The sequence below is a fragment of the Pseudomonas sp. PAMC 25886 genome (assembly GCF_000242655.1).
GTDB lineage: Bacteria > Pseudomonadota > Gammaproteobacteria > Pseudomonadales > Pseudomonadaceae > Aquipseudomonas.
This window is the reverse complement of the sequence record NZ_AHHC01000050.1, coordinates 115922-135216: the sequence shown is the minus strand read 5'-3', so window position 1 is coordinate 135216 and position 19295 is coordinate 115922. Positions and strand designations below refer to the sequence as shown.

Genomic DNA, 19295 nt, shown 5'->3' with positions numbered 1-19295 from the left:
AAGACCTCTTTTTTAATTTTTCCCCGATCTTCCCAGTGATTTCGCCACCAGTTGTTCGTAAAGTTCGGCGTAGGGTTCCACCGCCTTGCACCAGTTGAACGGTGCGGCCATGGCCCGGCAACGCATGGCGTTGAGCAGGCCGGGAAATGCGAAGACCTTGAACGCACGGCTCAGCGCCGCTTCGTAGCTCTCGACGGTGGATTCGTTGAACAGGAAACCGGTGACGCCATCCTCGATGGTGTCGGCCAAGCCGCCGGTGTTGCGGGCAACGGGTAGGGAACCGAAGCGCTGGGCGTACATCTGGCTCAGGCCGCAGGGTTCATAACGGGACGGCATCAGCAGGAAGTCGCTGCCGGCGAACATGCGCCGGGCATCGGTCTCGTTGAAGCCGATGCGCACGCCAATCTGGCCTGGAAAGCGCAGGGCTAGGGCGCGCATGGCTTGTTCTTCTTCAGGCTCGCCGCGACCGATGATTGCGATCTGGCCGCCATGTTCGACGATAAAGCTTGAGACCGCTTCGGTGAGGTCCAGGCCTTTTTGGTAGACCAGGCGCGACACCACGGCAAACAGTGGGCCGGTGGACTCTTCCAGGCCGAACAGGTTGCGTACATGGGCGGCGTTCAGCGCCTTGCCTTCCCAGTCACCGATGTTGAAGGGGTGGGTCAGGTGCGGGTCAGTGGAGGCTTCCCAGCTTTCGTCGATGCCGTTGGGAATGCCGCTGAGCAGGCCTTGCTGGGTCTTGCTGGCGAGGAAGCCGTCCAGACCGCAGCCGAATTCGGGGGTGGTGATTTCCTGGGCGTAGGTCGCGCTGACCGTGGTGATATGGCTGGAATACGCCATGCCGGCCTTCAGGAATGACAGCTTGCCGTAGAACTCCATGCCTTCCTGTTGCAAGGCGTGTTCGGGAATTCCCAGTTCCGGGCACGAGGCCAGGCTGACCACACCCTGGTAGGCGAGGTTATGAATGGTGAACAGGGTCGGGGTACGTGACCCGCGCCAGTGCATATAGGCCGGCGCCAGGCCAGCAGGCCAGTCATGGGCGTGCACCAGGTCCGGGCACCAGTGGATCTGCGCCAGGTTAGCGGCAATATCGGCGGCGGCCAGGCCCAGGCGGGCGAAGCGAATATGGTTGTCGGGCCAGTCGCGGCCGTTGTTGGCGCCGTAGGGCGTGCCTTCGCGCTCATACAACTCGGGGCAGATCAGCACGTAGATGACCAGGCCATCCTTGAGGTCCATGCGCCCGATCTTGCACGGTGGCAACGCAGCGTGGCCGCCCAGCTCACCGATGATATGAATGGGGTTGTCGCTATCAAGCACCTGCGGGTAACCAGGGATCAGCACGCGCACATCGTGCAGGTGCGCCATGGCACGGGGCAGGGCGGCGGACACGTCACCCAGGCCGCCGGTTTTCACCAGGTCAGCCAGCTCGGACGTCACGAACAATACTTTCTTGCGATTGGGATTCTGACTTGGGACCGGCCGCAGCGTGTTCGGCAGGTCGGCCAATGAGGTCGGCCCGCCAACCGGCTGACTAAAACGCTCTCCCTGAGTATCTACAGCGGCACTGATCATAGTTCTCTCCCATGTATTGGTCGGCTGATGGCATATGGCAATCAGCGAAGGTTGACCGCATCCTGCGGCCAGGCGCACAAGCGCTACACAGACTGGCAAGGCTTATGCCAGTTGTGTTGGAGTCTTAAATAGAGTGGATGGACGGGCATTCGGCGTGAACCGTCAGCGCTCGCCTTACCTTAAACCTGACCTGCGGCAGAGTTCGAAAGTTTCGATTTTTTGCGGGGTTTTTGTTTTGGAACGGACCCATCGGTCATGAGTCTAGGACAAGATCCCGGAGCCTGCGGGGTCTGTGGGTGATTTTGTAGGACAAATTTTTTTTCATGTACAAAAGCGCCCACTTCCTGGCCACCAGGAAGCGGGCGCTCTTAATTGGTGCGTGGAGTGATCAGGACAGCGGGCGAACGGGCACCCCTTTGGCCCACGCTTGAATGTCTTCAATCATCTGTTCGTAGAACTGGCGGTAATTCTGCTCGCTGACATAACCGACGTGTGGCGTGGCCAAGACATTCGGCAACTGGCGGAACGGGTGCCCGTCCGGCAACGGCTCCTGGGCGTACACATCCAGGGCAGCGCCTGCCAGCCGGCCATGGGTCAAAGCGTCAATCAGGGCCGCCTCATCGACAATCGGCCCGCGCGACGTGTTCACCAGGTGCGCAGCAGGTTTCATCCAGCCCAGCGCCTCGGCGTCCACCAGCCCGCGGCTGCGGTCACTGAGTACCAGGTGAATCGACAGTACATCCGCCTGTTCAAACAGTTCGCGCTTGCTGACCCAGGTTACGCCGGCTTCGGAGGCGCGTTCCGGCGTGAGGTTTTCGCTCCAGGCAATCACCCGCATGCCAAATGCCTGGCCGTATTTGGCGATCTTCTGGCCGATGCTGCCCAGCCCGAGAATCCCCAGGGTCTTGCCGTACAGATCGCCACCCAGGCCCACTTGCCAACCGCCTGCCCGCAGGGAATTGGCTTCGGCCAGCAGGTTGCGGGTGGAGGCCATGATCAGCGCCCAGGTCAGTTCCGGGGCGGCGTGCTTGTAACTGTCGGTGCCGCACACCTGGATGCCCAGGGCCTTGGCGGCGGGAATGTCGAGGGCGGCATTGCGCATGCCGCCGGTCACCAGCAGCTTGAGCCGGGGCAAACCTTGCAGCAGTGCCTGATCGAAGGTGGTGCGTTCGCGCATCACGCAAATCACCTCGAAGCCCTGCAAACGCTCGATCAAGGTGGCGGTGTCCGCCGGATAGTCGTGGAGGAAGTGCACCTGGCCCACCGACGCCAGGACTGACCAGTCCACCACGCCACTGGCCACATTCTGCCAATCATCAATCACTGCGATCTGTACCGACATTCACGCGTGCCTCGAAAAGGTTGGATTAGAGGGCATTCAGCCCTTGCAACAGTGCCTTGTGAAACTGTGCCGGCTCTTCCATTTGCGGCGCATGGCCCAGGCCCGGGAATTCCACCAGGGTGGCGTGGGGGATCAGCTTGGCCACTTGCTTGCCTAACACGGCGTAGTTGCCGATCTTCGCCTTGACCGCCGGTGGCGCGATGTCTTTGCCAATGGCGGTGTTGTCGGCGGTGCCGATCAGCAGCAGGGTGGGCATCTGCAGGTCCTTGAACTCGTAGTACACCGGCTGGGTGAAGATCATGTCGTAAATCAGCGCCGAGTTCCATGCCACCTGGGTGTGGCCGGGGCCCTTGTTCATGCCGGCGAGCATCTGCACCCAGCGCTCGTATTCGGGCTTCCAGTGGCCGGCGTAGTAGGTGTCGCGCTCATAATTGCGGATGCCGTCGGCGGTCAGTTTCAGCTCGCGCTCGTACCATTGGTCAACGCTGCGATAGGGCACGCCAATGGCTTTCCAGTCTTCCAGGCCGATAGGGTTCACCAACGCAAGCTGTTCGGTTTGTTGCGGATAAAGCAGGGCGTAGCGCGTGGCAAGCATGCCACCGGTGGAATGGCCGAGGAGCGTGGCCTTTTGAATGCCGAGTTTTTCCAGGAGTTGGTGGGTGTTGATCGCCAATTGCTGGAAGCTGTACTGGTAATTGTCCGGCTTGCTGGAGGTGCAGAAACCGACCTGGTCGGGAGCGATCACCCGGTAGCCGGCGTCGCTCAGGGCCTTGATCGAGGCATCCCAGGTGGCGCCGCAGAAGTTCTTGCCATGCATCAGCACGATGCTGCGGCCATTGGCTTTGCCCTTGGCCGGCACGTCCATGTAGCCCATTTGCAGGGATTTGCCCTGGGACTGGAAGGTGAAGTGCTCCACCGGATAAGGGTATTGGAAGCCTTGCAGTTCGGGCCCGTAGGTCGGACCCTCGGTGGCGGCGAAGGCGGGAAGGGCGCTGCCGAGCAGCAGGCCGGCGACGCAGAATGAGCGGATGTTGGGCATGGGGACAGGCTCCGGAAACAGTGCCCGGATGCTGTGGCGGGGGGATTAACGGGAGATTAAATCCAGTGCAGGGTCAGCAGGGCCAATACCCCGTAGCGCGCACCTTTGGCCAGGGTCACCAGCAGCAGGAAACGCCAGAACGGTTCGCGCATCACCCCGGCCACCAGCGTCAGCGGGTCACCGATGATCGGCACCCAACTGAGCAACAATGACCAGTGGCCCCAGCGTTGATAGTGGGTCCGGGCCTTTTCCAGGTGTTTCGGGCTCACCGGAAACCAGCGTCGTTCCTTGAAGCGTTCAATCGAACGCCCCAGCAACCAATTGACCAGCGAGCCCAATACGTTGCCCAGTGTTGCAACCCCAAGCAGCAGCCACAGGCTGTAATGCCCGCTGATCAACAGCCCCACCAGCAACGCCTCCGACTGCATCGGCAACAGCGTGGCAGCGCCGAAGGCGGCGAAAAACAGCCCCAGGTAACCGGCGAGCATCAATCAGCGGGCCGGGTAGTCAGCCACGACGACGTCTTTGCCTTCACGGGTCAGGCCGATCACCTGGTAGGCATCGCTGCTGCCGTCCATCTCCATGCCCGGCGAGCCCAGCGGCATGCCCGGCGCCGCAATGCCCAGCAAATCGTCGCGCTTGCGCAGGGCCAGCACCTGATCGGCAGGCACATGGCCTTCGACGAACTTGCCGTCGATCACCCCGGTGTGGCACGACGCCAGGCGCGGCGCCACGCCCAGGCGTTGCTTGACCTCACTCATGTTGGCTTCCACATGGTCATTGACTTTGAACCCGTTGCTTTCCAGGTGGGCAATCCACTTTTTGCAGCAACCGCAGTTGGCATCGCGGTGCACATCAATCGGGATCAGCTCGGCGGCCTGGGCCAGGGGGCTCATGAGCAGGGCCGACAGCGCGGCCAGTCGCAGGGTGGTTTTCATCGTCATCTCATCAGGTAAAGGGCAACAGCCGGGCATTCTCCCTGCTTTTCAGCTAAGGGTTTTCCGGGAGTGTTACGAGGTTTTACGAAAAACCGACAGCACCAGAATAACGGCCTGGTGCTGTCGAAAAACTGAGGGGGAGATGACGGTTTTGTCAGGTAATCGAGGATTCCAGGCGCTGCTTGAGTTGATCAAGGGCCTGGTTGGACAGCGCGACCATGCGTTCATGCAGGGTGGTCAGTTGCAGTTCGGTTTCATAGGTCAGGATGCGCTTGAACAGCGTGCCGCTGCCCCGTGTTTGCAGCAGATAGTGGATACAGCCGTCGACGGCCAGGGACGTGAATGCGGTCTTGAACTCCCGCGGTCGCTGCGCAATCTGCACGCGATAGCTCATCGGCACCCGCACACCCAGCAGGTCGATGGTTTCGGTAAAACGGTGGCCGCTGGGTAATGAACCGGTGGTGCCGGTGTCGGCACCCAGGGACGTCGGATGCCATTCATGCCAGCGATCCGGTTGGGTGACGTAGTCGTAAACCGCTTCGATAGGGACTTGGATAAAGCGTTCCTGACTGATCTGCTCAGTGCGGATCGGGTGCTCAACTGCGTGCATGACACACCTCCTGTGTGGCGAGACTAAGCACTTTGAGCTGTCAGAATAGTCCGGCTCCCGCACATTGCACGGGAGTCGGCAGGCTATTTTTCAACGCACCTTGAAGCGTCCCATCAACGCAATTACCCGGCCATTTGCATCCAGCAGGCTCTGGGTGTTGTGTTCCGTGGCGTGGCCGCTTTGCACCAGTTCTTCGACCATGTGGCGGATGTGCACCATGCTGCGGTTGATTTCCTCGGTCACCGCGCTTTGCTGTTCGGCAGCCGTGGCGATCTGGGTGCTGAGGTTGTTGATATGGCTGACAGAGCCGGCCATCTCGTCCAGGCCCGTGTTGACCCGTGCGGTAGCGTCTGCGGCGGACTGGCAGCTGGCCTGGGTGGCTTCCATGGCGGTCACCGAAGAGCTCACGCCGCTGGTCAGGCGCGCGAGCATCTCGTTGATTTGCGAGGTGCTGGCCTGGGTGCGGGCGGCGAGGGCACGGACTTCGTCGGCGACCACCGCAAACCCCCGGCCCTGTTCGCCGGCGCGGGCGGCTTCGATGGCCGCATTGAGTGCCAGCAGGTTGGTCTGGCCAGCGATGGCGCCGATCACACCGAGGGTTTCGGTAATGCGGGCGGCGTCCTGGCGCATGTTTTCCACGGTGTGAGTGGCGCTGGAAACCTCACCGATCAACGCGCTGACGCTGCGCGAAGCTTCCCCGACCACCACCCGCGAACGGTCGGCGTGCTCGTTGGCGCGCTGGGTGAACGCGGCGGTTTCGGCGGCGTTCTCGGCCACGGTGTCGGCGGTGGAGCTCATCTCGGTGATGGCGGTGACGGTCTGGTCGGTTTCCGAGGCATGGCGCACCAGGATCTGGTTGGTCTGGGCCGACGTCTGCTGCAACTGCGCCAGGCTCGACGACATGGCGCCGGTGGCCTGGGTCACTTCGCCGATCATGTTCTGCAGGTAGACGATAAAACGGTTCACCGAATGCCCGATCGCCCCCAGTTCGTCCTCGGCGCGAATGGTAATGCGCCGGGTCAGGTCGGCATCGCCGTTGGACAGCGCGTCGATATTGGTCTTCAGCGCGGTCATCCGTTTTATCAATTGGCGGATGGCATACACCTGCAACAGCACCAGCAGCAGAATCATCGGGATTTGCAGCATCGCCAGGGTGCCCAACACGTCATCCCGCTGGGCGGTGATCAGTGAAGTCGGGAGTGCCGTGGCCAGGAACCACGGCGTGCCTTCGATCGGGCGCATGAAGAAAGTGCTGGCCACGCCCTGGTTGTCGAACTCACTGCGCTGCAGGGTCTGATCGCGATGGGCCAGGCCCGCGCTGACCTGGGCGGCAAAGGCTGAGGTGCCGACCAGTTCGCTGATGTTTTTCAACACCACCGGGCTGCTGAGGCGCGTGCTGTTGCTGATGATCTTGCCGTCGCCTTCGACGATCAGCATTTGTCCGCCGAGGTCTTTTTCCTTGCTGGCCACCAGGTCGTTGAAGAAGCCCAGGGTCACGTCGATGGTGGCGACGCCGTACGCCGCGCCGTCACGCTGGATCGCCATCGCGCAGTTGGTGCGAGGCTCCTGGCTGGCGTCATCCTTATAGGCTGCCGCCCAGGCGCACTGGCCACGGGGTGAGGCGAGCCCGCCCTTGTACCAGCTCTGGTCGTAATAATTGGGGGCCGCGTCGCTGTTCCAGAAGGTATTCACGGCCAGCTTGCCCGAGGCATCGCGGTGCCAGAAGGTGCTGTGCTTGTTACGCCCCGGCGTGCGCTGGTTGGGCAGCGGCCAGATGCCGCCGCCGAACACTTTCAGTTCGCCGTACTGGTCCACCAGGCCGGGCAGCACCTTGTCGATGGCGTCGCTGTCCAGCAGCGGGATGGTTTGGGTGATGCTGCGTTGCTGGGCCTGAACCTTGTTCAGCTCGCCCTGGATCTGCTCGGCCACTTCGGCAATGCGATTGAGGGCCACCTGTTCTTCGGTGTGGCGCAGCTTGGGGGCCACCAACTGTCCGATGCCCACCACCGTCAATACGAATAACAACAGGACGAACAGCACCAGAAACAGGGTGTAACGGGCTTGGATAGAGCGCAATGAGGGCATGGGGTCGTCCTTACGAAGCGTTTATTGTGCGACGCGGCTTTGTTAGAGCTTCGAAGGGCTATCGGCTTGGGAGGGAGGAGCTTTAGGTACTATGGTGCAAGAAAGTAGTACGAATAAATAAAACCTGTAGGAGGCTTCTATTTTGGGTGGCCGGGGTGTTTGATGCGGGCTTGAATCTGCGACGGATCCCCCGGTAAAACATGGACGAAATCATCTATCAGGTGGTGAATTGGCTGAGCATTGAGCACCACACGCGCAGAGGCACCACCAACAACTACCTGGCGCTTTTATACCTGGCCGTCACAATTGGCGGCGTGGTAGTCGCCAGGGAGCTTGCCGCCAAGCGCAAGGCCCTCAAGGCACGCGCCACTGAGGCGTTAACCACTGCGCCATTGACCGCCACCTCGTTTACCGAGGAAGACGGCCTACCGGTCAAGTGCACGGGCACCCTGCGACAGGACGCCGACGGCTATACCGTCAGCATCACGCGCAACAGTGTGGAGTCCCACAGCGAGCGGTTGCCTTCGCTGGACGAGGTTGATACCTGGCTGAGAGCCCACACGCCCTTCATCCTGTCGGACTTTCGCAAGCACCCTTGAGGGGGGTTATTTGTCGAGCATCTGCATCACGGCTTCCGGGTAACGCAATCCGGCGGTTGCATTGGCCGGGAAGATCGCCTCCAGCGCCGCCAGCTCGGCCGGGCTCAGCTTGACCTCCAGTGCGGCGACGTTCTCTTCGAGGTACTTGCGTTGCTTGGTGCCGGGGATCGGGATCAGGTAATCCCCTTGCGCCAATACCCAGGCCAACGCCAGCTGCCCGGCGGTCACGCCCTTATCGGCGGCCAGTGCCTGCACCTGTTCCACCAGCAACAGGTTCTTCGCAAAGTTCTCGCCCTGAAAACGCGGGCTGAAGCGGCGGTAGTCATCCGCTGCAAAATCGTCCGGGCTTTTCAGGGCGCCGGTGAGGAAGCCCCGGCCCAGCGGGCTGTACGGCACAAACGCAATGCCCAGGCGCTGGCAGGCTGCCAGGCAGCCGTTGTCTTCCTGGTCGCGGCTCCACAACGAATATTCGCTTTGCAGGGCGCTGATGGGATGAACCTTGTGCGCGCGCTCCAGGGTGGCGGCCGACGCCTCGCTCAAGCCCAGGTAACGCACCTTGCCTTGCTTGACCAGCTCGGCCATGGCGCCCACGGTTTCTTCAATCGCCACGTCGGGGTCGATGCGGTGCTGGTAGTACAGGTCGAGGGTTTCCACGCCCAGGCGTTTCAAGGTGCCGTCGATGGCATCCCGAATGTATTCCGGGCGGCCATTCACGCCGCGTATCGTGGGGTTCGACGGGTCGCGCACGATGCCGAATTTGCTGGCAAGGAACACCTGGTCGCGCTTGCCGGCGATGGCCTTGCCGATCAGCGCTTCGTTGGTGTGGGGGCCGTACATGTCGGCGGTGTCCAGCAGGTTGATCCCCAGTTCCAGGGCGCGATGCAGGGTGGAAATGGCTTCGGCGGTGTCGGTGCCCGTGGTGTAGAAATCGGTCATGCCCATGCAGCCGAGGCCGATGGCGGAAACCTGGGGACCGTTTTTGCCGAGTTGACGAGTGTGCATGGGTCCAGCTCCTGTGTGGGGAAGGGCTCCATTGTTGCCCTCGACAAAAGCGGGATAAACCGGCTAAAACCACTATCACTATTATGAAATTCTAAACAATCCTCGAAGGAAACCCGCCAGTGGACCGTTTTAACGCCATGCGTGTGTTTGTGCGGATCGTCGAACTGGGCGGCTTTGCCAAGGCCGCCGACAGCCTGCAGCTGCCGCGCGCTTCGGTGACGATTCTGATCAAGCAACTGGAAGCCCACCTTGGGGTGCAACTGTTGCAGCGCACCACGCGCCAGGTCAGCCCGACCCTGGACGGTGCCGCCTACTACCAGCGCTGTGTGCGGCTGTTGGCCGACCTTGAGGAAACCGAAGCGGTATTCTCCACCAGCCGGCGTAACCCGCGCGGCACGTTGCGCATTGATATGCCGTCGGGGATCGGGCGTTTCCTGGTGATTCCGGCGCTGCCCGAGTTCACCACCCGCTACCCGCAGATCGACCTGGAAATCGGCCTTAACGACCGCCCTGTGGACCTGATTCGCGAAGGCGTGGATTGCGTGTTGCGCGGTGGCCTGGCGCTGGACGAGTCACTGGTGGCCCGGCCGCTGGCAATGATGGATCAGGTGACCTGCGCCAGTCCCGGCTACGTGCAGCAGTTCGGCCTGCCGTCGACACTGGATGATTTGGCCGGCCACCGGGTGGTCGAGTACTTCTCCAGCACCAGCGGCAAGCGCTATGGCCTGGAGTTCCAGTTGGGCAATGACATACGGTTGGTGGACCTGCCCAAGCAAGTCGCCGTAAACAGCGCCGACGGTTACCTGGCGGCCTGTGAAGCGGGTTATGGCTTGGTGCAGACGCCTTACTATCACGCGGTTCGCCAGTTGGAAGCGGGCACCCTGGTGGAGGTGCTGGCGGACCTGCAACCACCGAAGTTGCCATTGACCGCGCTGTACCCGCCGCACCGCCAGTTGTCGCAGCGGGTGCGGGTATTTGTCGATTGGCTGGTGGAACTTTGCGCCCGGCCGGGCAACGGGTTGCAGCGTCAGCCTTGAGCTTTGCGATAGGCGCCGGGCTGAAAGCCGGTGACCTTATGGAAGGCGCGGGTGAAGGCGGCCACCGATTGATAGCCCACGGCCAGGGATACGTCTGCCACGGTCTGGTCCTGCTTGAACAATTGGCAGGCATGGCGCACGCGCATCATCAACAGCACTTGCCCCGGCGACTGGCCGCACAGTTCATTGAAGCGCTTGAAGAACGCCGAGCGCGACAAGCCGGTGCAGGCCGCCATGCTTTCCAGGGTCCAGGGATCCGCCGGCCGTGCGATGAGTTGTTCCAGCAGGCGCGCGAATGCCGGTTGCCGGGCCAGCGCCGCGAGGCCGCCGAGTTCGGTGTTGTCCAGTACCTGTTGGCGCAGCACATACAGAAACAGCAGGTGGCACAGGCGCTCCAGCAAGGCGGGCGAGGGCGCGGGTGTGCGCTCGCATTCCTGCAGGATCAGTTCGAACAGGTTGCGTGCGGCCGTCAGCGAAGGGTCGCCCGCCCGCAGAATGATCCAGGTGGGCAGGGTGTCGACAATCATCGCCGACAGCCCGGATTGAAAATGAAAGAACCCGCACACCAGGCCCACGCCGTCGCTTGCCTGGCTGTCCAGCGGCAGCATTGGCTTGCGCGGGCATTCCTGGGCGCCGTCGGCGGTGCCATCGCTGGACAAGCGATACGCCAGGTCCCGCAGCAGGAACACCGCGTCGCCGTTGTTCAGCGGGTAAGGGGTGGAGTCGCCATCGATGTGCATCCAGCAGTGGCCCTGCACCACCAGATGAAAGCTCGCGCTCGCCAGGCCGTGGGTGCTGGCACGCCAGTCGCCGCAGTAACGCCCGACGTGAAACAGGCTGGTGTTGAGTTCGAGGCTATCTAATAACCAATCGACGAGTGAACTGGACGAATTCATCTAATGGAAAGACTCAAGAGCAAGTAATCGCTACTTTAGACTATTGAGCGGATTTTTTATAACCAACAGACTTGGTACACGAATCCATGAGGAGACCACTCCATGTCCCGCGTACCGATGCTAACCCTGGAAACCGCCCCTGAAGCGGCCAAGCCCTTTCTGGAAAATGCCCTGAAGGGTTCCGGGTTCATCCCCAATCTGCTGGCGGTGCTGGCCAACGCCCCGGCGGCACTGGAAACCTACGTCACCGTGTCCGGCCTAAACGCCAAGTCGGACCTGAGCCTGGCCGACCGTGAAGTGGTGCAGTTGATTGCCGCCACGATCCACGGTTGCGATTTCTGCGTCGCCGGGCACACTGCCGTAGCGCGCAACAAGGCCAAGCTGCCGGAAGACGTGATCGACGCCTTGCGCCAGCGCGGTGAATTGCCCAACGAGCGTTATGAGACACTCGCCGAGTTCACCCGCGAAGTGATCGCCACCCGCGGTGATGTCAGCGACGCCGGTTATGCCGCGTTCCGTGAGGCGGGTTACACGGACGGTCATGCGCTGGAGGTTATCCTGGGCGTCAGCCTGGCGACCCTGTGCAACTTCGCCAACGTGTTCGCCCGTACCCCGCTGAACCCGGAGCTGGCGCAATACCGTTGGGAAAAACCGGCAAGCTGAAGGCGCGCAAGCGTTCGCGATGGTAAACATGCTGTAACAAGGAGAAACATGAATGCTTGACCCAATCTTGAGCCGTTGGCTCGATGTTCAAGCGCAGGCCCTGGATGTGGGCAGTTGCGATCCGCAGGAAGTGCTGCCACGGCTGGCAGAGGCCAATGTATTACGTATCGGTGTGCCCAAGGACCTCGGTGGCCTGGGCGGCGATGTCACGGGCGCAGTGGAAGCCATTGCCGACGTGGCCAGCCATTCCCTGGCGTCGGCGTTTGTCTGCTGGGGCCAACGCTCGTTTATCGAGTACCTGCTGCAAAGCCCGAACCAGCGGCTGCGCGAGCAACTGCTGCCGGACCTGCTGAGCGGCAAGCTCGCCGGGGCGACCGGGCTGTCCAACGCGATGAAGTTTTTGTCTGGCATCGAGACGCTGCAAATCAGCGCCGAGCCGACGGATGACGGTTGGAACCTCAATGGCCGCCTGCACTGGGTGACCAACCTGCGCAAGAACGGGTTTGTGGTGGCAGCTGCCATCGAGCATGCCCAGGGCGGCGCGCCGTTTATCCTGGCGATTCCCGATTCGGTGAGCGGCTTGCAACGCTCCCGTGACCTGGAGCTGTTGGGCCTGCAATCAAGCAACACCGCCGCCCTCGGCTTTGAAGCCGTGGAACTGAGCCGCGACTGGCTGCTGCATGACGATGCGCGCAAGTTCCTGCCGGCGGTGCGCCCGGCGTTTCTCGGGTTGCAGTGCGGCATGTCCATCGGCCTGGCCCGGCGTTCGCTGGCTGAGGTGGCCAATCACTTGGGCTCCAGCCGCACCGTATTGCGCGAAGAACTGGAAGTGCTGCGTACCTCCCTGGAGCAGGCGGTCAACGACCTCAAGAAAGGCCTGCTGAGTGGCCGTTTCGGTACCGAGCCGGTGCCGTTGTTCCGCCTGCGCATTGCCCTCGCCGAAATTGCCGCCAGCGCTGTTCAGCTTGAGTTGCAAGCCAGCGGCGGCAAGGCCTACCTGACCGCCCACGGCAGCGGTTTTGCCCGGCGCTGGCGCGAGTCGGCGTTTGTGCCGATCGTGACCCCGAGCCTGGTGCAGTTGCGCACCGAGCTGAACCGTCAGGCCAATCTATGAGCCAGGCGGTATTGCACGCCCAGGGGATTTGCCTGGGGTACGCGGGCAATTCGGTGCTGGAGGGTTTCGACCTGCAGCTGCAGCCGGGTGAAGTGGTGTCGATCCTGGGCCCCAGCGGTGTTGGCAAGTCCAGCCTGCTGCGGGTGCTCGCCGGTTTGCAGGCGCCCCAGGGCGGCAGCATCAGCCTGCTGGGCGAGCCATTGAACGGCCCGCATCCACGGGTGGCGGTGGCGTTCCAGGACCCCAGCCTGCTGCCGTGGCTGAGCCTGGAAAAGAACGTCGCCTTCGGCCTGGACTTTGCCCGCCAACCGCACCTGAGTCCTGAAGAGCGCCGCCAGCGGGTCGACCACGCAATCAACGCCGTAGGCCTGGAACACGCCCGGCAGCAATTCCCGGCGGCGTTGTCCGGCGGCATGGCCCAGCGCACCGCGTTGGCGCGTTGCCTGGCGCGCCAGCCGCAGGTGTTGCTGCTGGACGAACCCTTCGGCGCCCTGGATGAAGTGACCCGTGCCGACATGCAGCACCTGCTGCTCAAGGTTAACCGCGAGCAAGGCTCGGCGGCGGTGCTGATCACCCACGACATCGACGAAGCGCTGCTGCTGTCCGACCGGATTCTGCTGCTGGGTAACCGCCCGGCGCGGACCCTCGGTGAATGGCGCATCGACCTGCCGCAACCGCGGGAAGAACAGGTAGAAGCCATCGGCATCCTGCGCATCGAGATTCTCAAAACCCTACGGCAGGCGAGCCGCACTAACCCCCAACCCACTGAACTGCTGGAGCCTTGCCATGTGTCTGGATGACCTCACTCACTCGCGCCGTGACTTTCTCAAACTCTCGGCCGTGCTCAGTGCCGCCGGTGCCTTGCCACTGCTCAGCAGTTTGCAGGCCCGGGCGGCCAGTGAGCCGGACGCACCGGTACGTATCGGCTACTTGCCGATCACCGACGCCACGCCGTTGTTGGTGGCCCACAACAATGGCCTGTTCGAAGCCGAGGGCATCAAGGCCGAGCGCCCGGTGCTGTTGCGCAGTTGGGCGCAGGTGATCGAGGCGTTTATCTCGGGCCAGGTCAACGTGATTCACCTGCTGTCGCCGATGACGGTGTGGGCGCGTTATGGCAGCAAGGTCCCGGCCAAGGTCGTGGCCTGGAACCACGTGGGCGGCTCGGGTTTGACCGTGTCCCCGGGCATTACCGATGTGAAGCAACTGGGCGGCAAGTCGGTGGCGATTCCGTTCTGGTACTCGATCCACAACGTGGTGGTGCAGCAGTTGTTCCGCGACAACGGCCTGACCCCGGTGGCGCGTGCCGCTGGCAGCGCGATTGCCGCCAATGAGGTCAACCTGATCGTGTTGCCGCCCTCCGACATGCCGCCGGCGCTGGCCAGCAAGCGCATCGACGGCTACATCGTCGCCGAGCCGTTCAACGCCCTGGCCGAAAACCTCAACGTGGGCCGGGTGCAGCGCTTTACCGGCGACGTGTGGCGCAACCACGCGTGCTGCGTGGTGTTCATGCACGAGCACGACCTGACCAACCGCCCGGAATGGTCGCAGAAGGTGGTGAATGCCATCGTCAAGGCCCAGGTCTGGACCCGTGACAACCGCGAAGAGGCAGTAAAGCTACTGTCCAAGGACGGCGAAAACCGCTACACCCCGCACGCCGAACCGGTGCTGCGCAAAGTCCTCGCGCCGGCGGCCAGCGACCGTGCCGCGTACCTGGCCGATGGTGCGATCCAGCACGCCAACTGGGACGAGCACCGCATTGACTTCCAACCGTATCCATTCCCCAGCTACACCGAGGAACTGGTGCGCCGCTTGAAGGACACGCTGATCGAGGGCGACAAGAAATTCCTCGCCGACCTGGATCCTGCCTTCGTCGCCAAAGACCTGGTGGACGACCGCTTCGTACGCAACGCCATCGCGGCGGTCGGCGGCATGAAAACCTTCGGCCTGCCGGAAGGCTTCGAGAGAAACGAGGAGATTGGCGTTTGAATCACGGCAAAACCTTGGGACTGCCGGGCTGGTTGCTCGGCTTGAGCGGGCTGGCAGGGTTGTTGTTGCTCTGGTGGCTGGGGGTGAAGGTATTTGGCAGTACAGACGGTTTGTCTGCGCGGTTCTCGCTGTCGGCGACCTTCGCCAGCCTGTGGGAATTGTTGGGGCGCAGCGAGCTGTACCTGAACATCGCCGTGAGCCTCAAGCGAATCTTTGTCGGGCTGTTCCTGGCGTTGCTGATAGGTGTGCCGTTGGGCTTGCTGGTGGGCAGTTCGCGCAAGCTGGAAGCGGCGACCACGCCGGCCTTCCAGTTTTTGCGGATGATCTCGCCGCTGTCGTGGATGCCCATCGTGGTGATGTTGATGGGCGTGGGCGACCAGCCGATCTACTTCCTGCTGGCGTTCGCGGCGGTGTGGCCGATTCTGTTGAATACCGCGGCGGGTGTGCGTCAGCTTGACCCGCGCTGGCTGCAACTGAGCAAAAGCCTGAGCGCCACGCGCTGGGAAACCTTGCGCCGGGTAATTATTCCCGGGGTCATGGGGCACGTGCTGACCGGCGTGCGCCTGGCCATCGGCATTCTGTGGATCGTGCTGGTGCCGTGCGAGATGCTCGGGGTCAGTGCGGGGCTGGGTTACTACATCCTCGACACCCGTGACCGGCTGGCTTACTCGGAGCTGATGGCGATGGTGCTGCTGATCGGCTTGCTGGGCTTTGCTCTGGATGCGTTTGCGCGGTGGTTGCACCAGCGTTGGGTGCATGGCGCCAACAGTTAGGCCTGGCCCTTCAAAACAAACCCGACTGGATGTCGGGTTTGTTGTTTATGCAGCGTGATCAGCGATGGTAATACCCCGGTCCGCCGTCGTAGTAGCGATGGTCATGCCACCCGCCACCGCCGTGGGGGAAAATAATGCAGCCGCTCATGCTCAGCATGATCAGCAAGGGAATCAGCAGTGTGATTCGACGAAGCATTTCCAAATCCTCTAGGGTACTCACAGGTTCAATCAGGCGTTGGACAAGCCAAAGTTTTTCATCGCCTGTAACATGAGACCCCGCCGACCCCATTCCATCCCCGCCAAAGGGTATGCGCTTGGTGTGGCAGTCGATACAAAGTGGATACAATTTTTCAGCTTCAGGAACCCGTCATGACCCAAAAGCAACGTTTGAAATACTCGATTCTGATCTCCCTGGTGGTGCTGGGGACGATGTTTGGCCTGTCCTACCTGCAGAACAACGGGGTCATCAGCGAAAAAACGTTCCAGTACATCGCCATTGCCGTGGCGGTGACCGTGGTGGTGATCAACGGTGTGATGCGCCGCAAGGTCAAGCCCAACCTCTGAGTCAGGCCCGGCCTTCCAGGACTTTGGCAGCCTGCTCGTGCAGGCTGTAGCTCTTGTCGGCGTTCAGGGTGATTACGCCTTCGGTGCACAGGCGCTTGAGCACCTCGCGCACGCTGAGAAACGACAACGGGATGCCCAGCTCCAGCAAATGGCTGTGCACACCGCGCACGCCGAGGGTGCGCTGGTTGTCGGCAGCGGTCAGCAGGGCGTCGATGACCTTCAGCCGGATCAGGCTGGTGCGCAGGCCAAAGCACTTGAGCAAATGACGAATGCGCTGGTTGCCATGTTCCGGCGCCTTGCCGAACGCCTGGTTGCCGGAGCCAAAAGCGCCGTCATGCATGGATGAGTGTCCTTCCGTGGGCAGTTGCGAGTTGTACATGCAGAAACTCCTTATCAGAGCCTGATCAGGAAAATGATGGTGCTCTTAACTAATAAGACGTACGAGCAGCCGAAATCATGAAGCGCGGGATGTAGAAATTTTGTCGGTAACATCCCGGAGACATATCGACATGTCTGAATAAACGCCTGCGGCTGCTAAATTATTCCCGGTTTTTACGTCTTAACTGAGGTGTTGGCGAAGCTGTCCCTCGTCACGGTGTTTAATTTGGCTGTGGAGTCTGCGTGATTATTACCAACGGGTTGTTCAGGGTGTGCGTGGCGGGTGCGTTGCTGGGGCTGAGTCTTTCGGCCACGGCGCGGGTGCAGGAGCAGCAGGCCACGGCCGAGATCCGCCGCACCGGTTTTGGTGTCCCCCATATCCGGGCCAGCGACGAGCGCGGGCTGGGGTTTGGCATCGGCTATGCCTATGCCCAGGACAACCTGTGCCTGCTGGCCAATGAGGTGGTGACGGTCAACGGTGAGCGCGCCAGGTACTTCGGCCCCGAGCAGGCGACCCTGGAAGGGCGCAACAACCTCGCCAACGACGTGTTCTTCACCTGGCTCAACACGCCCGAGGCGGTTGCGGCGTTCTGGAAGGCACAAACCCCTGCAATGCAGCAGCGCATTGAAGGCTATGTGGCCGGCTACAACCGTTACCTCAAGGAGCGTACCGCCCAAGGCTTGCCGGCGCAGTGCCAGGCCGCATGGGTACGGCCCATCACGCCGCAAGACCTGGTCAAGCTGACCCGTCGTTTGCTGGTGGAAGGCGGCGTCGGGCAGTTTGCCGAGGCCTTGGTGGGCGCCGCGCCGCCGAATGCTGTCGCTCAAAGGGATGCCAAGGCATTTGAGGTCGCCGCTGCCAACCAGCAGCGTTTCGCCCTGGACCGTGGCAGCAACGCCGTTGCAGTGGGCCGCGACCGATCATTCAACGGCCGTGGCATGTTGCTGGCCAATCCGCATTTTCCGTGGGTTGGTGGCATGCGTTTCTACGAGATGCACCTGACCATTCCCGGCCAACTGGATGTGATGGGCGCCGCCTTGCCGGGCCTGCCGGTGATCAACATCGGCTTCAACCAGCACGTGGCCTGGACCCATACGGTTGATACCTCCAAACACTTCACCCTGTACCGCCTGACCCTGGACCCGAAGGACCCGACCCGTTATCTGCTGGACGGCAAATCCGTGCCCATGGATAAAACCAACCTCAAGGTGACGGTGAAAGCCGCCGACGGCAGTACCCGGGAAGAGTCGCGCACCGTCTACAGCTCGCAATTCGGCCCGATGGTGCAATGGCCGGGCAAGCTGGACTGGGATAAAAAATATGCCTTCAGCCTGCGGGACGCCAACCTGGGCAACGACCGGGTGCTGCAACAGTGGTACGCGATGAACCGCGCCGCGAACCTCAAGGAACTGCAAACCTCGGTGCACACCCTGCAAGGTATCCCGTGGGTCAACACCCTGGCGGCGGACGACCAGGGTCAGAGCCTGTACATGAACCTGTCGGTGGTGCCCAACGTCAGCGCGCAAAAACTCGCGCAGTGCAGCGACCCGCGCGTGGGGCTGCAGTTCATCATGCTCGACGGCTCCCGCAGCGCCTGCGCCTGGGACGTGGACCCGCGTGCCGCCCAGGCCGGGATCTTCCCGGCCGATCAGCAGCCGCAACTTGAGCGCACCGACTACGTGCAGCACTCCAACGACTCGGCATGGATGGTCAACCCCAAGGCCCCGTTGACCGGCTTCTCGCCGGTGATCAGCCAGGAGAACATCGGCCTGGGCCCACGTGCCCGTTTCGCCTTGCAACGCTTGCAGGAACTCGACAAGCAGCCGATCAAGGTCGTCGACTTGCAGAACATGGTCATGGACAACCAGGTGTACCTCGCGAGCCAGGTCATGCCGGACTTGCTGAAATTCTGCGCGGGTGCCGATGCCAGCGTGAAGTCGGTGTGCGACAGCCTGAAAAACTGGGACCAGCGCGCCAACCTAGACAGCGGCCTGGGCCTGGTGCACTTCATCAACCTGGCAGAGCAACTGGCGCAAGCGCCCGACGCGTGGAAGGTCGGCTTCGACCCGGCACACCCCTTGACCACACCGCGTGGGCTGGCCATTGAACGGGCAGGGGTGGCCAAGGCACTGCGCGAGGCGATGCTGGCGTCCGCCGCCGACGTGGCCAAGCGCGGGCTGACCGCCGACAGCCATTGGGGTGATATCCAGGTCTCGGGACAAACACCGATCCATGGCGGCCCGCAGGAACTGGGCGTGTACAACGCCATGCAAAGCGTGCCCCGGGCGGATGGCAAGCGCGAAGTGGTCAGCGGCAGCAGCTACTTGCAAATCGTCACGTTCGACGAGAAGGGGCCGCAAGCGGTTGGCGTACTGGCGTTCTCCTTGTCCAGCGACCCGGCGTCGAAATACTTCAAGGACCAGACCCTGGCGTTCTCCGAGAAAAAACTCGGGCCACTGCCGTTTACCGAACAGCAGATCAAGGCTGATCCGCTGTACCAATTGCAGGTTGTCCGTGACAAGGAAGAAGCCGGACGGTAGGGTAGGCCACCGGCAATGGCCGCCCCTTGAGAGAATATTTTTTGAAATCAAGGGGTTGCAAGCCCTGGCAAATGAGTACATAATTGCGCCCATCGAACGCACTGAAGCATTAAAAACTTCAATGTTTTCAATGAGATAGAGTAGAGGCAAGCTTCA

General features: G+C 62.0%; 19 protein-coding genes and 2 pseudogenes. 9 read left to right on the top strand and 12 right to left on the bottom strand.

The window, feature by feature from the left end; all coding sequences use genetic code 11:
- Nucleotides 1–12 precede the first annotated feature (12 nt).
- The 8 genes and pseudogenes from glgA to MUM_RS1000000135040 form a co-directional block, all read right to left on the bottom strand.
- Nucleotides 13–1572 carry a glycogen synthase GlgA gene (gene glgA, locus MUM_RS0116180; protein WP_029615937.1) on the bottom strand — a complete coding sequence of 520 codons (1560 nt, stop codon included), beginning with the start codon at nt 1570–1572 and terminating at the stop codon, nt 13–15.
- 388 nt (nt 1573–1960) lie between these two features.
- The gene (locus MUM_RS0116175) at nt 1961–2914 is read right to left on the bottom strand and encodes a D-2-hydroxyacid dehydrogenase family protein (RefSeq protein WP_010171594.1); all 954 of its coding nucleotides are present in this window, start codon (nt 2912–2914) and stop codon (nt 1961–1963) included.
- A 25-nt stretch (nt 2915–2939) separates the two neighbouring features.
- Entirely contained in the window at nt 2940–3953 is a 1014-nt protein-coding gene (locus MUM_RS0116170) for an alpha/beta fold hydrolase (RefSeq protein ID WP_010171592.1), read from the bottom strand.
- A 56-nt stretch (nt 3954–4009) separates the two neighbouring features.
- Complete coding sequence (locus MUM_RS0116165) at nt 4010–4441, bottom strand: YqaA family protein (RefSeq protein WP_010171590.1); 432 nt, start codon at nt 4439–4441, stop codon at nt 4010–4012.
- A gap of 3 nt (nt 4442–4444) precedes the next feature.
- Complete coding sequence (locus MUM_RS0116160) at nt 4445–4891, bottom strand: DUF411 domain-containing protein (RefSeq protein WP_010171588.1); 447 nt, start codon at nt 4889–4891, stop codon at nt 4445–4447.
- 154 nt (nt 4892–5045) lie between these two features.
- Nucleotides 5046–5501 carry an SRPBCC family protein gene (locus tag MUM_RS0116155; protein WP_010171585.1) on the bottom strand — a complete coding sequence of 152 codons (456 nt, stop codon included), beginning with the start codon at nt 5499–5501 and terminating at the stop codon, nt 5046–5048.
- Nucleotides 5502–5591: 90 nt separating this feature from the next.
- A pseudogene (locus tag MUM_RS1000000135045) lies at nt 5592–6107 on the bottom strand (methyl-accepting chemotaxis protein); the annotation flags it as partial.
- Nucleotides 6108–6452: 345 nt separating this feature from the next.
- Nucleotides 6453–7586 (bottom strand): annotated as a pseudogene (locus MUM_RS1000000135040) (cache domain-containing protein); the annotation flags it as partial.
- 200 nt (nt 7587–7786) lie between these two features.
- Between MUM_RS1000000135040 and MUM_RS0116145 the strand changes: the two are divergent.
- Nucleotides 7787–8185, top strand: coding sequence for a hypothetical protein (locus MUM_RS0116145; protein ID WP_010171582.1), 399 nt, complete (start codon nt 7787–7789; stop codon nt 8183–8185).
- Between the two features lie 6 nt (nt 8186–8191).
- On the opposite strand, the gene MUM_RS0116140 is transcribed toward MUM_RS0116145, so the two are convergent.
- On the bottom strand, nt 8192–9187 hold the full coding sequence (locus MUM_RS0116140; protein ID WP_010171580.1) for an aldo/keto reductase: 996 nt from the start codon (nt 9185–9187) through the stop codon (nt 8192–8194).
- A 119-nt stretch (nt 9188–9306) separates the two neighbouring features.
- On the opposite strand from MUM_RS0116140, the gene MUM_RS0116135 reads away from it, so the two are divergent.
- A complete protein-coding gene (locus tag MUM_RS0116135) occupies nt 9307–10224 on the top strand; it encodes a LysR family transcriptional regulator (RefSeq protein ID WP_010171578.1) in 918 nt (305 codons plus the stop codon).
- On the opposite strand, the gene MUM_RS0116130 is transcribed toward MUM_RS0116135, so the two are convergent.
- Nucleotides 10215–11120, bottom strand: a complete 906-nt coding sequence (locus tag MUM_RS0116130; RefSeq protein ID WP_010171576.1) for an AraC family transcriptional regulator — start codon at nt 11118–11120, stop codon at nt 10215–10217. The genes MUM_RS0116135 and MUM_RS0116130 overlap by 10 nt on opposite strands.
- A gap of 102 nt (nt 11121–11222) precedes the next feature.
- On the opposite strand from MUM_RS0116130, the gene MUM_RS0116125 reads away from it, so the two are divergent.
- Genes MUM_RS0116125 through MUM_RS0116105 form a run of 5 tightly spaced genes read left to right on the top strand, consistent with a single transcriptional unit; the run spans nt 11223 to nt 15656 of the window.
- Entirely contained in the window at nt 11223–11783 is a 561-nt protein-coding gene (locus tag MUM_RS0116125) for a carboxymuconolactone decarboxylase family protein (protein WP_010171574.1), read from the top strand.
- A gap of 52 nt (nt 11784–11835) precedes the next feature.
- Nucleotides 11836–12897, top strand: a complete 1062-nt coding sequence (locus MUM_RS0116120) for an acyl-CoA dehydrogenase family protein (protein ID WP_010171572.1) — start codon at nt 11836–11838, stop codon at nt 12895–12897.
- Entirely contained in the window at nt 12894–13697 is an 804-nt protein-coding gene (locus MUM_RS0116115) for an ABC transporter ATP-binding protein (RefSeq protein ID WP_010171570.1), read from the top strand. Before MUM_RS0116120 ends, MUM_RS0116115 begins: the two co-directional genes overlap by 4 nt.
- Nucleotides 13684–14883 (top strand): ABC transporter substrate-binding protein, encoded by a 1200-nt coding sequence (locus MUM_RS0116110; RefSeq protein ID WP_010171568.1) that lies wholly within the window; start codon nt 13684–13686, stop codon nt 14881–14883. The genes MUM_RS0116115 and MUM_RS0116110 overlap by 14 nt, the downstream gene beginning before the upstream one ends.
- A gap of 14 nt (nt 14884–14897) precedes the next feature.
- Nucleotides 14898–15656: an ABC transporter permease gene (locus MUM_RS0116105; RefSeq protein WP_177325006.1), complete on the top strand. Its 759-nt coding sequence runs from the start codon at nt 14898–14900 to the stop codon at nt 15654–15656.
- 58 nt (nt 15657–15714) lie between these two features.
- On the opposite strand, the gene MUM_RS1000000134600 is transcribed toward MUM_RS0116105, so the two are convergent.
- A complete protein-coding gene (locus MUM_RS1000000134600; RefSeq protein ID WP_010171564.1) occupies nt 15715–15852 on the bottom strand; it encodes a hypothetical protein in 138 nt (45 codons plus the stop codon).
- A 173-nt stretch (nt 15853–16025) separates the two neighbouring features.
- Here MUM_RS1000000134600 and MUM_RS0116095 point away from each other — a divergent pair, with 173 nt between their 5' ends.
- Nucleotides 16026–16220: a hypothetical protein gene (locus MUM_RS0116095; protein WP_010171562.1), complete on the top strand. Its 195-nt coding sequence runs from the start codon at nt 16026–16028 to the stop codon at nt 16218–16220.
- A 1-nt stretch (nt 16221) separates the two neighbouring features.
- On the opposite strand, the gene MUM_RS0116090 is transcribed toward MUM_RS0116095, so the two are convergent.
- Entirely contained in the window at nt 16222–16599 is a 378-nt protein-coding gene (locus MUM_RS0116090) for a hypothetical protein (RefSeq protein ID WP_010171559.1), read from the bottom strand.
- Between the two features lie 242 nt (nt 16600–16841).
- Here MUM_RS0116090 and pvdQ point away from each other — a divergent pair, with 242 nt between their 5' ends.
- A complete protein-coding gene (pvdQ, locus tag MUM_RS0116085) occupies nt 16842–19139 on the top strand; it encodes a bifunctional acylase PvdQ (RefSeq protein WP_010171558.1) in 2298 nt (765 codons plus the stop codon).
- The last annotated feature ends 156 nt before the right edge of the window (nt 19140–19295 follow it).